The sequence below is a fragment of the Pseudoalteromonas sp. S558 genome, assembly GCF_005886635.1.
Classification (GTDB): domain Bacteria; phylum Pseudomonadota; class Gammaproteobacteria; order Enterobacterales; family Alteromonadaceae; genus Pseudoalteromonas; species Pseudoalteromonas aliena.
Genome location: NZ_PNDU01000105.1, coordinates 17,629 through 32,403, shown reverse-complemented (window position 1 = coordinate 32,403; position 14,775 = coordinate 17,629). Strand labels below are relative to the sequence as shown.

At 36.2% G+C, this 14,775-nt stretch carries 17 protein-coding genes; 14 read left to right on the top strand and 3 right to left on the bottom strand.

Annotated features, from left to right (window positions below):
- The first annotated feature begins 459 nt into the window (after positions 1 to 459).
- From CWB66_RS08600 to yddG, 12 genes are all read left to right on the top strand, one after another.
- Positions 460 to 882 carry a hypothetical protein gene (locus tag CWB66_RS08600; RefSeq protein ID WP_138585048.1) on the top strand — a complete coding sequence of 141 codons (423 nt, stop codon included), beginning with the start codon at positions 460 to 462 and terminating at the stop codon, positions 880 to 882.
- Positions 882 to 1,301 carry a tetratricopeptide repeat protein gene (locus CWB66_RS08595; RefSeq protein ID WP_138585046.1) on the top strand — a complete coding sequence of 140 codons (420 nt, stop codon included), beginning with the start codon at positions 882 to 884 and terminating at the stop codon, positions 1,299 to 1,301. Before CWB66_RS08600 ends, CWB66_RS08595 begins: the two co-directional genes overlap by 1 nt.
- A 51-nt stretch (positions 1,302 to 1,352) precedes the next feature.
- Positions 1,353 to 1,709 (top strand): hypothetical protein, encoded by a 357-nt coding sequence (locus CWB66_RS08590; protein WP_138585045.1) that lies wholly within the window; start codon positions 1,353 to 1,355, stop codon positions 1,707 to 1,709.
- Positions 1,710 to 1,718: 9 nt separating this feature from the next.
- Positions 1,719 to 2,021: a hypothetical protein gene (locus tag CWB66_RS08585; RefSeq protein ID WP_138585044.1), complete on the top strand. Its 303-nt coding sequence runs from the start codon at positions 1,719 to 1,721 to the stop codon at positions 2,019 to 2,021.
- Positions 2,021 to 2,794: a ChaN family lipoprotein gene (locus CWB66_RS08580; RefSeq protein WP_138585043.1), complete on the top strand. Its 774-nt coding sequence runs from the start codon at positions 2,021 to 2,023 to the stop codon at positions 2,792 to 2,794. Before CWB66_RS08585 ends, CWB66_RS08580 begins: the two co-directional genes overlap by 1 nt.
- A complete protein-coding gene (locus CWB66_RS08575) occupies positions 2,788 to 3,375 on the top strand; it encodes an SEL1-like repeat protein (RefSeq protein WP_138585041.1) in 588 nt (195 codons plus the stop codon). Before CWB66_RS08580 ends, CWB66_RS08575 begins: the two co-directional genes overlap by 7 nt.
- A gap of 107 nt (positions 3,376 to 3,482) precedes the next feature.
- Positions 3,483 to 4,085 carry a hypothetical protein gene (locus CWB66_RS08570; protein WP_138585040.1) on the top strand — a complete coding sequence of 201 codons (603 nt, stop codon included), beginning with the start codon at positions 3,483 to 3,485 and terminating at the stop codon, positions 4,083 to 4,085.
- A 48-nt stretch (positions 4,086 to 4,133) separates the two neighbouring features.
- Complete coding sequence (locus CWB66_RS08565; protein WP_212747812.1) at positions 4,134 to 4,457, top strand: hypothetical protein; 324 nt, start codon at positions 4,134 to 4,136, stop codon at positions 4,455 to 4,457.
- 2 nt (positions 4,458 to 4,459) lie between these two features.
- Positions 4,460 to 5,044, top strand: coding sequence for an SEL1-like repeat protein (locus CWB66_RS08560; protein WP_138585039.1), 585 nt, complete (start codon positions 4,460 to 4,462; stop codon positions 5,042 to 5,044).
- Positions 5,045 to 5,138: 94 nt separating this feature from the next.
- Positions 5,139 to 5,405, top strand: a complete 267-nt coding sequence (locus CWB66_RS08555) for a hypothetical protein (RefSeq protein ID WP_138585038.1) — start codon at positions 5,139 to 5,141, stop codon at positions 5,403 to 5,405.
- A 197-nt stretch (positions 5,406 to 5,602) separates the two neighbouring features.
- On the top strand, positions 5,603 to 6,301 hold the full coding sequence (locus tag CWB66_RS08550; RefSeq protein WP_138585037.1) for a hypothetical protein: 699 nt from the start codon (positions 5,603 to 5,605) through the stop codon (positions 6,299 to 6,301).
- A 313-nt stretch (positions 6,302 to 6,614) separates the two neighbouring features.
- Positions 6,615 to 7,529 (top strand): aromatic amino acid DMT transporter YddG, encoded by a 915-nt coding sequence (yddG, locus tag CWB66_RS08545; protein WP_138585036.1) that lies wholly within the window; start codon positions 6,615 to 6,617, stop codon positions 7,527 to 7,529.
- Positions 7,530 to 7,590: 61 nt separating this feature from the next.
- Here the strand turns inward: yddG and CWB66_RS08540 are convergent, their stop codons facing one another.
- Positions 7,591 to 8,271, bottom strand: a complete 681-nt coding sequence (locus tag CWB66_RS08540) for a LytR/AlgR family response regulator transcription factor (RefSeq protein WP_138585035.1) — start codon at positions 8,269 to 8,271, stop codon at positions 7,591 to 7,593.
- The gene (locus CWB66_RS08535) at positions 8,265 to 9,773 is read right to left on the bottom strand and encodes a sensor histidine kinase (RefSeq protein ID WP_138585034.1); all 1,509 of its coding nucleotides are present in this window, start codon (positions 9,771 to 9,773) and stop codon (positions 8,265 to 8,267) included. Before CWB66_RS08535 ends, CWB66_RS08540 begins: the two co-directional genes overlap by 7 nt.
- A 343-nt stretch (positions 9,774 to 10,116) precedes the next feature.
- Between CWB66_RS08535 and CWB66_RS08530 the strand changes: the two genes are divergently transcribed.
- On the top strand, positions 10,117 to 10,980 hold the full coding sequence (locus CWB66_RS08530) for an ABC transporter ATP-binding protein (protein ID WP_024593255.1): 864 nt from the start codon (positions 10,117 to 10,119) through the stop codon (positions 10,978 to 10,980).
- Complete coding sequence (locus CWB66_RS08525; RefSeq protein ID WP_138585033.1) at positions 10,974 to 14,129, top strand: M1 family aminopeptidase; 3,156 nt, start codon at positions 10,974 to 10,976, stop codon at positions 14,127 to 14,129. Before CWB66_RS08530 ends, CWB66_RS08525 begins: the two co-directional genes overlap by 7 nt.
- A gap of 72 nt (positions 14,130 to 14,201) precedes the next feature.
- Here the strand turns inward: CWB66_RS08525 and CWB66_RS08520 are convergent, their stop codons facing one another.
- A complete protein-coding gene (locus CWB66_RS08520; RefSeq protein ID WP_138585032.1) occupies positions 14,202 to 14,717 on the bottom strand; it encodes an ankyrin repeat domain-containing protein in 516 nt (171 codons plus the stop codon).
- Between the last annotated feature and the right edge of the window lie 58 nt (positions 14,718 to 14,775).

The window sequence follows — 14,775 nt, the reverse complement described above, 5'->3', positions numbered from 1 at the left end:
ATTGGCTTATTTAGTAGATGATAAGAAGTAACGCAGTCTTAAAAAATAAATTATTAACCTAAAAAAATAAATCTAGTGACACAGCTTTGCTTGCTAATTTAGAGTGGGTGTCTAGTTTATTTCTCTAGTTTATTTCCGTTGTAAAAAATCAAAAACAGGTAAAGAAGTAATTCAAAGACTACGCGATAAAGGTAAAATAAAAAACACGCGAAAAGGCGAGGTTTTCCAAGCAAGTGATGGTGAATGGTACCCTTTATCTGAAGCTGATATGGCGCATGAACCAATGGACGCGGTAAAATACTGGAATACGACTGGACGAAAACATGGTGCTAAATCTAAAGAAGTTCGGGAGTGGATGTTGGATTCAAATAATTATACTCTAGACCATTACAGTTTAAATCGCTCCGCGGGAGCAAAATTAAAAGAAGGTTATAAACCCCCTTCAAAATAGGTTTTTATATGAAAAGTTTACCACCAGAATTACATGATGAGATTAATGAGTTATTTATTGAAGCATTTAAAAAGCTTGATGAAAATAAATTAAATGAAGCTCAAAGTATTGCTGAAAAAGCATGGGAGTTATTACCTGAGCCTAAATTTGACTGGGACGTAACTCTCAGCTTTGTTTCTGGAATTTGTGAAATGTATAAGGAGTTAGAGCTTCATAAAGAAGCTCATGCTATTTTGGATGAACTTTTTGAATTTGGAAATTTAAAGCCGTATCAAGATGGACCTATATTCTTAAGGGGAGCCATATATTTTGAGCAAGGTGAGTTAGAGTTAGCAAAAGTATGGTTTGATAAAGCGAATACAATATCTAAAGGGCGCTGCTTTGTTAGTCAGCCGAAGAAGTATAAAACTTTCTATAGTGAGTATAAATAATGGATATTCATGATCAAATAGAGCGGTATTGCGAACAAGGTAATGACTTGTTCGATGAAGACGATTTTTTAGGCGCTATAGCCATTTGGCAAAAAGCGCTTGATTTAATCGTTGACCCTAATGAAGATTGGAATGAAGTACTTTGGCTCAAAGTTTCGATTGGTGATAGTTTTTACATGACTGATGAATATGAAAAGTCTTTAGACTCTTTATTGGACGCCTTAAATTATCCTGAAGCAAATGAAAATGCATTTATCCACTTTAGAATAGGGCAATGTTATTACCAACTTGGGGATAAAGATAGTAGTAAAAATTCACTGTTAAAAGCTTATATGCTTGCAGGTAAAGAGATTTTTGATGAACATGAGGAAGAAGGGTTGTTTTTTTATGATTTTCTGTCTTCGGAAGTGAATTTATAGGCAAAATGAGCTGTGCTTAATGCATGGCTCGTTATTAATAAGGAGCTGTGAGTGATTTCACATAAGCCAAATGATCGTAAAATCAATTTAGATTTAATGAGTACTGAGTTTAAATCAAATTCAGAGATGGAAGTTTTTTTGAAATGGTTTTTGGATGCTCTAGATAAGACAGAGGTAATTAATAAAAGACGCCATATAGAAATTTGTCCTATATGTAATGAAAAAAATTATTTATTTCATGAGGAAAATAAAGTCATATCCAAGTATGAGTACAGAATACCCGATGGAGAAATAAATTTTATTGTGGACTCATCTATTCTGCATCTAGTTTCGGTACATTTCTTAGTGCCGGATCGGTCGCTGATTGCAGCCCTAGAAAATTTGTATTGCAAGTCACCTGAAAATTAGCTGTTCATTATGGTATGTATAAATATCACAAATTTAACACTTCAAGACGTTGCTTCATTTACGCTAAAAAACAACCCCAGCAAGCAATTTAAAGAAAAGTGGGGTGATGACTACGTAAGTCGCGCAATGCAATTATGGCGTGGAGTTAAGGAATGTTATTCAAAAAGAGAAGTGTGTAATTTCACTGTGCAAGAGCTTTTATTTGCAATGAGCTACGAATATGCAGTTGCTCCCTACAGCTCTGAAAATAATGACGCTATTGAATTTTATAGATGGTGTTTTGAAAATTTAAATAAAAACAAGGATAGGTAATGAATAAAATAAACACGGATGTAAATTATAGAACAATGGCCGGTAATGCTCGTTTAGTGATGCTTGGCGAATCGAGCCATAGTGCTGCTGGCTATAAATATGAGGCTATAAAAGCTATTAGGCAGTTAAAGGCTGCGGGTTTTACACATTTTGCTATAGAAATGCTGCCTAGCTCGATGCAGGAAAAAATAGAATTTTATCAACGAACAGGTAAAGGCTTTAATATAATACAGCAATATTTTGATAAATATTGGACACATGGTGATTTTACTCCTCAAGCCTATGGTGAGCTGGTAAAGGCGGCACGCAATGCAGGAATGAAGATAGTTGCATTGGATGTTTCTGTAGAAACTATGGAAGTAATGGATAGTGTATGCCCATCGACAAAAGCCGTGACTGGGAAGTGTTTTGATGCGCATACGTTTAGAAACGATCTTTGGGCTTACAATTTAGCTACAATCCTCAAGAGATCTAAGCAGAATAAAATTGTTGCTTTTATGAGTCGATGGCACGCAGTTAAGAATTTAAAGTATCAAATAGGTATTGATTCTTTAATTAAAGAGCACGGTATTCAAAATGTTCGTTTTATTGATTTTATTGGTGGCTTATCTTGTTACAGCGACAGGCCATGTAGGGGTATGTCTAGCCAACAAGAGGCCTTGAAAGAACAATACTTCTACAAAGAGGGCTTTCCGTATGAAAGTACAGTTAAATCTTTTCAAGTTCACCTACCTGAAAAACGAATTAATAATGATGGATCATTCCAATGGTAAAAGCACTAGTGACACTTGTGTTAGCAATTAGTTTTTTTACTTTTACGGATGCTAAAGCATCTATGTTTCCGAATATTGATATTAATGATCCGAACTTAACCGTTGAAATTGCAGCTAAGCAATGCGAAAAAAGCTATATGCATGCACCTAACAAATTAGAAGAATGGTGTGAAAAAGCTTACGAAATGGGCCACTTGGAGTCCTTGTATTATATTGGTATGCACACTGGGGATGGTTCTCGTTATTTAGATGAATTAAATACTCGAATTGAACAAGGTGACGCTAATGCTATTAACACATTAGCTTGGTTATACCAAAGCGGCCGTTTAGTTAAAAAAGATTTAAGTGAAGCTGCACACTTATATCAGCTTTATCTAGATCAAGAAAATAACCAAGCAATTACACTTAAAACTTCTACACATTTTGAGTTAGCCACAATTTATAGAAAGCTGGGTATGTGGGATAAAGTAATAACTCATACTCAATATGTAATTGATAATGCAAAAAGAGAAGGTCGTAATGAGCTTGCACAGAGATGGCGAGATGAGGCTGAAACATCATTGAAAGAAAGTAATTTGTGAGTTTACACTTGTATTTAGCTTTAGAAACGCAAGCAATATAATTAAAGCTGTTATTAAGAGTGTTACCTAGGCGCAGTCAGAATCAATTTAAATTAGAGCAATGTGACGTGATAAAGTATTTATTAATTAGTGCACTGTTTATTTTTAGCTTAATTAGTAATGCCGCTGGCCCTCGATGGGATAATTCAATAGATATAAATGCCCCAGATTTGACTGTGACAGCTGCCGCAGAGCAGTGCCATAAAAGCTTAATTAACGCGCCTGAGTATCTCGAGGAGTGGTGTGAAAAAGCTTATGAAATGGGATACTGGAAGGCATTGGTAACACTAAGCCTTCACACTGGAGATGGAACTCGATTATTAAAGGAGGCCAAAAAGCGGGTTGCGGCAAAAGAGCCAAAAGCTTATTCAACTTTAGCTTGGTTATATGGTAGTGGTATGTTTGTGGAGCAAGATATTAATTATGCTATTGCCCTTTACAAAGAATTTTTAGCATTAGATGCAGAATTGCCAAATTCGTTAGTTGCAGCTGCGCACTTTAAATTGGCAAACTTATATAAATCGCAGCAGGATTGGCTTGCAGTAAATGAGCATGCACAATATGTTATTGAGCACAGCCCCTTAGCTTATGATAAAGAACAAGCTGTTGATTTATTAGAGTTAGCTAAAAAAGAAATTTTGATTAAAAATAAATCATTGAATAAAAACTGATACACAAAGGAGCTATAAACGCCAAACTTAAGGCGTTTTAGAATTATTATGGAACAACAGCACCAACAAGCATTGATCAACCTTGTATACTACAAAACTACAGTGACACCCATCCCAATAGCTGTTAGATCAACTGGTTATCAAGAAGGTCTTGATACACTTGTGAAAATGGAAGGTACGCTAAAACTTAGATTCATTGACTTTATTGGTGGAACTGCTTGTTACTCACAAAGAAGTTGTAAGGGTTATTCTGATGAAAAGGATAACCTTAAAAAACAATATTTTTCTCGAGAAGGTTTTCCATCTCAAACTGCAGTAAAAACTTACCAAGTACACTTGCCTGAAAATACCTCGATAGTAAAAGGTTTATAGTGATGAAAAAGTTAATTTCTACTTTTATTACACTTATACTATGCTCCTATTCATTTGCTGGAACTTTATTTCCAAAGCATGACATTAATGATCCTAAGTTATCTAAAAACATAGTAATGCAGCAATGTCAAAAAAGCCTGATGTATGCGCCTGGACAGCTTGAAAAATGGTGCGAAAAAGCATATGAAATGGGCTATTGGCAGGCGCTAGAAGTCATAAGTTTACATACAAATGATGGAAGCCGTTATATCACTGAAGCTCAAAGGCATGCTGAAAATGGCGATCCTGATGGGATTTTAGCATTAGCTTTTGTGTATGAGTCGGGGCGTTTTGTTACCCAGAATCTGCATAGATCGATTGCTTTATATAATCAATATTTAAATGAAAACCAGGGGATTGAAGAGGAAAAAATGAGAGTAAACAGAACTCATGAAGCTCTCTATTTGATATATACGGAGTTAGGTGATTTTGAAAAGGCAGCTGAACAGAAACGCTTTTTAGATGGAAGCAATTATACTGAAAGTAAAGAAGCTATATTAAAAAAACAAATACAAGAAGCGGGAATATCTATCGATTCAGAACAATAGAATGCGATTTTAGTTAAATTGATATTAACACGACAGATTTCATTGAAATATAAAGGAGCTATAAACGCCAAGCTTAAGGCGTTTTAGAATTATTATGGAACAACAACACCAACAAACACTAACTAACCTTGTATACGATATTTACGAGGACCCAACCAAAATTGAAGAGCATCGAGTGCTTATTCAACCATTATTGAGCGATTTAGTCGCAAGTGCCCCTGCGGGCTTTGAAGGTATGGCGACGATGATTAATACTCACATATCAAACGGGTTTAAGTTTAAAAACATTAAAATACAAAAGTTTGAGCTCGAGTCGGGCTTATTAAAGCTTAAAACCTATTTGCAAAAGATAAACCTTTAGTTTTATATTAAAAAGTTAAATAAAACTTCAAGGCATACCAAATATCACCTTTAAGAGCACTATTAAATATGCTTAAGTGAGGATAGTTGATCAAGCTGTATGGGTTTTAATATGGTAGTAATGTTTTTAATCTTGGCTAAAGTTTAAACGAAAGTTTTTCGTGATTTTATAGGGCTATTAGGAGTAAGGGAAAGTTTATGGAATTAAGTGTTCTAGCAATTATTATGCTGGTAATTCAGCCAGTGTTTGTTTATTTGTATATAAAAAGTGTTGTAAGACCAAGTATTTTTATAGCAGCTACGGTTGCGATGAGTGTTTTTTATACTAATGATTTTATGCACGCTTTGTTGGTTTTTGGTGGAATTAATTTAGTAGGTGTTCTTTTTGTAAAATTAGCAGAACGTAAAGGGTATACTAAGTTTTCTCCTAGCTATTTTTTTTCAGGGGTAATTTGCTGGTTTATAATTTTTGGAATAATTAGTTTTATTTCTTCACTTATCAGCTTACCTTCTTTGGACAATGTAAGTGAGTCATTTGATGCCTTTTTATCGTTACCAGAGCCTGTAGCGTGGCCAATTATTACATTTTTTTCGGCAAGTCTTGTTGTTTTATTTGTAAATGCAACAATTTTACTTTCGCTTAAAAATACATCGATTGCTTTTAAGGTGCTCGTTGTTTATGTATTAATCAGTCCTCTGATCCCTCTATTTAGTAATTATTTTTGGCTAAGTCAGATAGCTACATTTTTAGTTGTAATAAATGTACTCGGAACTTGCGAAAAGTATTTTTTTAGAACTAAAATCGAAAACGATCAAGCGATAGCTTTGGCATATGCTGGCTCCCTTTTACTCTCATGCGTGATTTATTTAATAAGTGCTTTTTTTAATTTATATTAATTATCAACAGCCCCTAGGTTGAAGCGCATATGAAGTAGAATAATTAGGATGGACTCATCCTAATTATTACAAAAACCACGAATTACATCATAACTATGAGATCAGTTTAAAGTGCAGTACTGAATAGCTCAAGTATATTAATATCTAAAAACAATAGGCCATGTTACTAAAGTATTTAGCGTTAAAACAATTATTAGAAAGGCAAAATATTAAAAAATAGACGAGAGACTTAAGCTATTGACTTTGGTTGTTTTATTTAAAAATTACTGTTAGTTTAGTTTCAAATTTACGAGCAGTACTTTTGGATTGGAAAATGGATTTTATATGCAAAAATAAATATACACTATATGGAGTCGCGGCCATATTACTGTGGAGTTGCTTAGTTGCATTACTTCGGGACATTTCTGAGTTGTTTAGCCCCATTGGCGGTGCGGCGGCTATGTATTCTGTCAGTGCGATATTTTTAATTTTGGTTATGGGAGTGCCCAAGTTTAGTGGGTTTTCAAAACGTCACTTGGTAGTAGGTACTTTATTATTTGTAGCGTACGAAATTTGTTTGGCGCTTTCTATTGGTATGGCAAATAGTCGTCATCAGGCAATGGAAATGGCGGTTATTAATTATTTATGGCCCACGCTGACAATATTACTCTCTATTATTATTGGTCGTAAAACAGTAAGTTACTGGGTTTACCCAAGCATGATCATTGCTTTTTTAGGCGTTGCTTGGTGTATTACGGGCGATCAAAAAATGTCACTCGATACGCTTGTTACTAACTTTGCTGATAATCCTGCTACTTATTTAATGGCATTAGCTGCAGCGTTTATATGGGCTATTTATTGTGTGGTAACGCAAAAGCTGAGTGATGGTAAAAATGCCATTACGTTATTTTTTGCTGTTACGGCAATGAGTTTGTGGGCGCAATATGGTTTTAGTAATGAATCACAGTTAACGTTTTCACTGGGCTCAAGCATGACGTTATTATTAGCTGGTGTAGTCGTGGGGAGCGGTTATGCACTGTGGAATCAAGCTATTATTGGCGGTAACTTAATGCTGTTGGGAACGCTTTCGTACTTTACACCGGTGTTTTCTACTATTATTTCGGCGTTGTATTTATCTATTACGCTGAGTGCTTCGTTTTGGCAAGGGGTTGTGCTGGTAACAGTGGGCTCGCTAATTTGCTACTTTGTAACGCGAGAAAAGCCACAAAGGTTAAGTGCTAAAGTCTAGAGTCGTTGTTAGGGAAAAGCTTAAAGTTATGTTTTAGATAAACATAAAATAAGATCTCAGATTAAATAATGTCGCGCACTTGTTGTTTAAATGACTTGCCAATTTTAACTGACACGCCTGATGCTAGTTGAACGCTTTCATTACTTAACGCAACCACTTTGTGTTTGTTAATAACGTAAGATTTGTGGACTTGAATAAATGAAGTATCAAGTTCCTGCAATATGTATTTGAGAGTACAGCTTGCAAGTAATGCTTTTTCACCTTGCCATACTTTTACATAATTTCCATACGCTTCAAACATGTCTATGTCGCTTAATTGAATTTTATGTTTTTCACGATCGATTTTAAGCGTAATAGTCAGAGGTGCCTTGGGATTTAGCGTTATGTGTTTTCTTTTTTTCCGTACTTTATTGAGTGCTTGTTCAAGGCGTTGCGCAGAGACTGGTTTTAGTAGGTAGTCAGTTACGTCAAGTTCAAAACCGGCTAAAGCATATTCTTGATACGCACTAATAATAATCACTTGTGGTCGATTCGCGAGCACTTTTAGTAATGCAATGCCTGATAGTTCGGGCATGTTTATGTCTAAAAATAACAAATCAATAGATGATGTGGCTAAAGCACATAATGCATCTTTAGCGTTAAGGTATTGTCCGCTTATATTAATATCTTTATGGGCACTTAAATGATGCAGTATAACGTCATGCGCGAGCGGCTCATCATCAACAATTATTGTGTTTAACATGCAGCCAGCTCCAATTTAAGTGTGGTTTGCCAAAGATTTTTATTTTCATTAATAATTAATGTGTGCTTATTTGGATATAAAAGAGTCAGCCTACGGCGTAAATTGTTAAGTCCCACCCCATGCTCTGAATTGTTATTAGGTAGAATAGGGTTAGAGGAAAATAGCGTTAGTATGTTATCGGCCATGGTGATTTTAAACACAACCGTTACTTTTTGTGACGTGGGCTCTACACCATGCTTTATCGCGTTTTCTAAAATCATTATTAACAGTAGTGGCGAAATTAAATAGTGTTGTTGATATTCAGGCCATTGCACATCAAAGTTGCAGCGCTCAGCACTTCGTAAACGCTGCAATGCAATAAAACCTTTTAAATAATTAATTTCTTTTTTTAAACTCACCTGTGCTTTTTGGCCTTCATAAACACTGTAACGCAGTAAGTTAGCTAATTGCATAACAAGATCTGGTGCATTATCTGCTTTTTTTAATGTCAGTGCGTAAAGGTTGTTTAATGTATTAAATAAAAAATGAGGGTTAATTTGCTGTTGAAGTAGCTTTAGCTCTGTTTTTGTTTGTTGCTGGGCAATGTTGCTAATTTGAACGTGTTGTTGCTGTCGTTCAAACGCTAAAATAATCGGTGTGCTTATAGCCAAAAATAAAAATACAAACTGATAATTTTCAGGGCTGAAAATATTATCATTACCGCCTGGTGTTAAGTTAGCAATGCCTGAGGGTAAATCGTTAATAGGTAACAGTAGCAAGCACGATGTTAATACAGGTGTAAGTGCAACGAGGCTTATTAAACTTGCAAACAAAAACATCAGTACGCCATGATAGGTTAATACGTAGCGTATTAATAAATATCTATTTAATAAATACACTCCATATACTAATCCGGCACTAACAGTAATTTGCCAAAGGTAACCCAAAAAAGTATCAAACTGTGTGAATACTTTATAAACGTCAATAACAGGCTCAATAGGCTGGTTTAGCATAGGATCAGTGTGCGTATTGAGTATGCTTGATGTAACAATTGCCCAAGCTAAAAGTACTATAAACACGACTGTATCAAGTGAAAACAAGGATTTAAGCCATTTATTACTCAACACATTGTTATTTTTATTAGTGCGTTTAGTAATAAGCCATACACCACTTGCAGATGCGCACAATACCCAACATTGTGCATCAAGGTATTGCCATTGCGAAAAGTTAAGAAGCTGGTTATTAAATACTAGCAAGAGAGATGGATAGGCTAAAAAGCCTGACAGCCAAACTATGATTGCGGGTGTAAGTAATAAACGATATGCAAACGCATGGGCAATAAAAAAGGGAATACACTGTAAAAAAAGTTGAATGTTAATAGCCAGATATTGGCTCGTTGAATTCATATGTGATGACAAAAAGCGTATATGAGAGTCGAGCATAATAGCAGCAATTAGCGGTAAAAAAATTATTAGCTGGGCAATGCTAAAGCGTTGCCATATTGGTGTATTGGCTTGCTGCATATGTGACTCCATTTTTATTATAGTTTCTGAACAGATACGCTTAGATAAAATTGTCTTTTTATTTTAAACATTACCTTTGCACAATTCACTACGCTGAGCGCGCTAGTTTATCCATAAAATTGTTTCAATCATAATTTATTTTTAAAATAATTATTTTATTTCATAGGGTTAGTAACCGTTTTAAGCATACTAGGCCGTTTATTTAAATGATGAAAGGTCATATTTAAATGACCAACGTTACTTTTTTATGTTCATCATTTATTTCAATACGTTAACCATTATTTTCTCGCTTGTATTGACTTGCTTTCTTAAGCTGGTGCTATACCAATTAAGGATGAAACTAATGCTTACACTGAAAAATATCAACAAAAAATACGCAGATGGTACGCAGGCTTTGAATGATGTGACGATCACTCTACCCGCCGGTATGGTCGGTCTACTTGGCCCTAATGGGGCGGGTAAATCAACACTTATGCGCACACTCGCGTGTTTACAAAATGCCGACTCAGGACATATTAACTTTAATGGCCTTGATGTGATTAGCCAACCAGATGCGCTTAGATCGCAGCTAGGCTATTTACCACAATATTTTGGCGTGTATCCCAATATGAGTTGTCGGGCGCTACTTGAGCATATTGCCGTATTAAAAGGCATAGATGGTAATGCACGCAAAAACCAAATTAATAGTTTACTTGAGCTAACCAATCTGACTCAGTTTGCTAATAAAAAGGTCGTTAATTTTTCGGGAGGAATGAAGCAGCGTTTTGGCGTGGCTCAGGCTTTGTTAGGTAACCCAAAACTAATTATTATGGATGAACCCACTGCTGGGCTTGATCCCGTGGAGCGAGAAAGTTTAAACAATTTACTCGTTAGTATTAGTCAAAATAGGTTGGTATTGTTATCGACCCATATTGTTGAAGATGTAGAAAATTTATGTCACTACGTGGCCATTATAGATCAAGGAGCACTCATACAAAGCGGTGACGTAAAAGAGTTACTAGTTCCTTTAGAAGGTAAGATTTGGCAGCTCGAAAGTTTACCTACGGGCATACCAAATCAGCATGTATTAAGTAAGAGCCATCGCTATGGTAGAGCGTCATTTCGTGTGTATGCAGACACAGCGCCTGCACAAAATGCAATAAACTCGCCCGCTACGCTTCAAGACAAGTACTTTTTTGCACTCAATGAAGGAAGTCAAACATGTTAATTTTTAATGAGTGGCGATATGCAGTGCGCCAACCACTTGTTTGGCTGTGCATTATTATCCCTTTAGTATTTGCGATTATGTTGTCCTCTGGGCTTGCAGCAGTTGAAGTTAATTCATTAAAACAATTTAAGTTAAATATTACAATGCTACAAATGATGCAGTTACCTGTGCTTGTAGGAGTATTGGCGCCCGTTATATTTTTACGAGATCAGCACGCGTCAATGCAGGAGCTTATTTATGCTACGCAAACTAGCTTATTTAAGCGCAGTTTAGCAAGAGTATGCTTACTGATTTGCTTGGTTTTTATTATTAGTTTAATCAGTGATTTAGTAATGATATACATGCAAGTAAGGCAATTGGGCTATATACCAAATATGGTTTCTTTTACTGTATTTAATAGCTTTTTAGTGTTGTTACCAAATAGCTGCTTTTTAGTTGTTGTTGCCTTTTTTGTTTGCCATAAATCAACGACTTCATTGCCCAATTATGTTGTTTTTGCGGTGTTGTGGATAGGCTACATAATGCTTGCAAGTATTACCGGAAATCCATTGCTTGCTGGAAGTAGTATTATAAGTAATCGCTTTTATACATTATTTGTTTGGCTTGACCCTTTTGCATACACAGCCGTAATAAACAGTTTAACCAATTCATTAGGAGCTTCATTTGCTATTAATCGCGTTGTTGTGAGTATGCTTGCTGTTGGTGTTTTTTATATTACTTTTAGTAAAAATAAAAAACACACATTATTAAAGAGTCAAAAAGGTAAAAATACTAACGAATGCGTTCGCTACAACACGTTAGAACCCGCTGAATATAAAACAGCGAGAGTCACGCAAAAGCCATTTTTGATGATGGCTAGTTTATACAAAACTACGCTGGTTAATTTGGTTTCACACCCTGTTACTTTACTGATTATTTTTGTTTGGCCGGTGATGGTTTTTAATAGTGTTGCCTCGTCGTCTGGTTATGTTGAACCAATGAGTGTTATGAGCACCACAAGCCTTGATGCAATTAGCTATTATGCATTTGATATGCAATTGTTGTTTGGCACTTTATTAATGGCTTTGTGGAGCTGGCAAGTAAGCTGCTTTGCTAAATACTATAATATAGCTGAGCTGATCGCTGCTACACCGCTCAAAACATATTACTTTTTAAACAGTCAGCTATTGGTCCTAGGCACTATGATATTGGTTTTTTTAACAATGAGCTTATTAGGGGCAAGTGCAGCTCAGTGGTTTTTACACAGTGCATATCAATTTGAAGTACATTTAACCATTTTATTTTTGATGGCAATTGTGCTTGCCATTGTTGCGTGTGTATTTTTGTGTGTATTTAATTTGTGTCGTTCGCAGCTTATTGCGGGTTTTCTAATTGCTGTTATTTTACTTATCAAATTTACACCGATAATGACTTATCTTGGTCTTACGCATACATTGTGGAGTGTTGCTTGGACGCCTTTGCAGGCACCTGATAACTTTTGGGGTTATCGTGCAAGTATAAGTAGTTATTGGCCTTATGTATTAGTTTGGTCAATGGCGTGTATAAGTTTAGTTATAATTATGGGGGTTTTTAATCACCGAGGTGCCGGGTTGAGCCGAAGAGTAATGGGGGTTAAACATTTTTGGTTACTTATTCCTTTACTTATCACTGTGGCACTATTTACTCAATTGCACTTAAAGCTGGTGGATGAAAAACCTTTAACTAACTCGCATAAGCGCGAGGCTTTTAAAGCACAATACGAAAAAGCATTCTCACAATGGCGCAATGTAGCACAGCCAAACATTGTGCACATTGATGCTAATGTAGACTTTTATCCGCATCAGCAGCAAGCTCATTTTTCCTTAATATATACCTTAAAAAACACCCATCAAGCCCCTATTAAAGAGATATTGGTTGGGCGCTCTGGTTTTTATAAATGGGCCGATATTGAAATCGATGGTGCGCAAAGGGCTAAAAGCTTTCCATTACTTAATCAAGCTGTGTTTAAGTTTGAGAATGAAATACTGCCAGGAGAAATACGTAAACTAGTTACACGGTTTGATGTTCATCAAGCTAAGCTTTGGCCAGTAAGAGGCCATCAGATAATAACCCCTGAATTTAGCTATATACGATCAGTGCCTTTATTGCCGACTGTTGGCTATCAAGATAATTATGAATTAACCGATCCTATACTTCGTCAGCAACACGCACTTAAAGTGGAGTCGGTGATTAGATCCACGAAGCTATTTGCTAAAACGGCGAAAGCAAGTACTCATTACCAGTGGCTTACTATGTCGAGTAAAGTGAGTACAACAAGGGGTTATCAGGTTATAACCCAAGGAGAGGAAATATCACGTACCAGCAAAGATGACCGCGAAATATTTCATTTTGAGACTCGTACACCCATAAATGCAATCCCAGCTTGGGTGACGGTGCCTTATTCCCCTGTTACCAAACAGCAAAATGGCGTGATATTAAACGTGTTTGCTAAAGATAAAAACGAGCCAGCACGAGCGGAGTCTATAGCTGTAAACCTTAGCGCAATGGGCGATACAATAAAATGGCTTAATAATATAAGCCCTTATAGAGCAAAACAATTGAGTTTAATAGGCTCGCCTAGTGTTGGTGCTACAGGTTATGCATTGCCGCAACTTATATTTATTGAAGACAGTGTTGGTTTTAGATCAAAGCCAAGCGCTAATGCAGGCTTTGATCAACGCTATCGCCGTGCAGTTCATGAAACCGCGCATCAATGGTTTGGCCATGATATTGGTAATGGGGTATTTTCAGATAGCGCTTTTTTAGTGGAGTCTATGGCAAAGTATATTGAGCTTGTTGTTATAGAGCAGCGTTATGGGAAAGCAACAATGCAAGCGCTGGTTGAGTATGAAACAACACGCTATGAGCAAAGTATGCTGATGAACATAAAGGAGCGATCAGCCTTAGTTGATGCTACACAAAGCTTTGACCAATATTCGCGAGCAACCATTGTCTTTGCTAAGCTACGCGCTGCTATTGGGGATGAACCCATTATTAATGCGCTCAAGTTGGTTTGGAAAAATCATGGTTATCCAAACAGTCCCGCCAATTCTATGGATTTTATACGAGCATTAAAACATGAAGCTGGAAAAGAACAAGAAAGCTTAATAAACACACTGTTTTTAGAGTAAGTACGTTTAATTTGAACATATATTTAGTAAATCAAAAGCCCTATTATTTTAGGGCTTTTTGTTGCGTGCAGATTATTTTGCATTATTTACCTGCGCTAGTAACTCTATAACTTTTTGTTGACCAAATGTTTGTGCAAATTGCTCGGCTGTTTGGCCTGCTTTGTTTTGATGCGCGTTATCGCAATCAAGTGATACGAGTGTTTTAGCTATACTAAATTCACCTCTAAAAATAGCGGCCATTAGCGCTGTGTTGCCTCGGTTATCTTCTAAACAGGCATTGGCGCCTAACTGCAAAAGCATGTTAACCGTGTTTTTATTACCGTGATAAGTAGCAATCATTAATGCGGTATAGCCTTTATTGTTGTAGCTGTCGATAGGAATACCTGCATCTACAAATTGCTCTATTACGTCTATGTCGTTGGTGCGTGCTGCGGCAAAGTAATAAGCAAATAAGCTTTGGTATTGGGCTTGTGCAGAGTGTTGGTTTTTAGTTTGTGTACTCGTTATTTGTATATCTGGTGTATTTTGAGCGTAAACGCTACTGGTAAAGCTTAGCAGTAGAGCGACTATAATTAATAAATTACGCATAACCATTGCCTTGTATAAAAGGAGGAAGGGGTTTTCCCTCCCTCATGGTTGTGGTTTA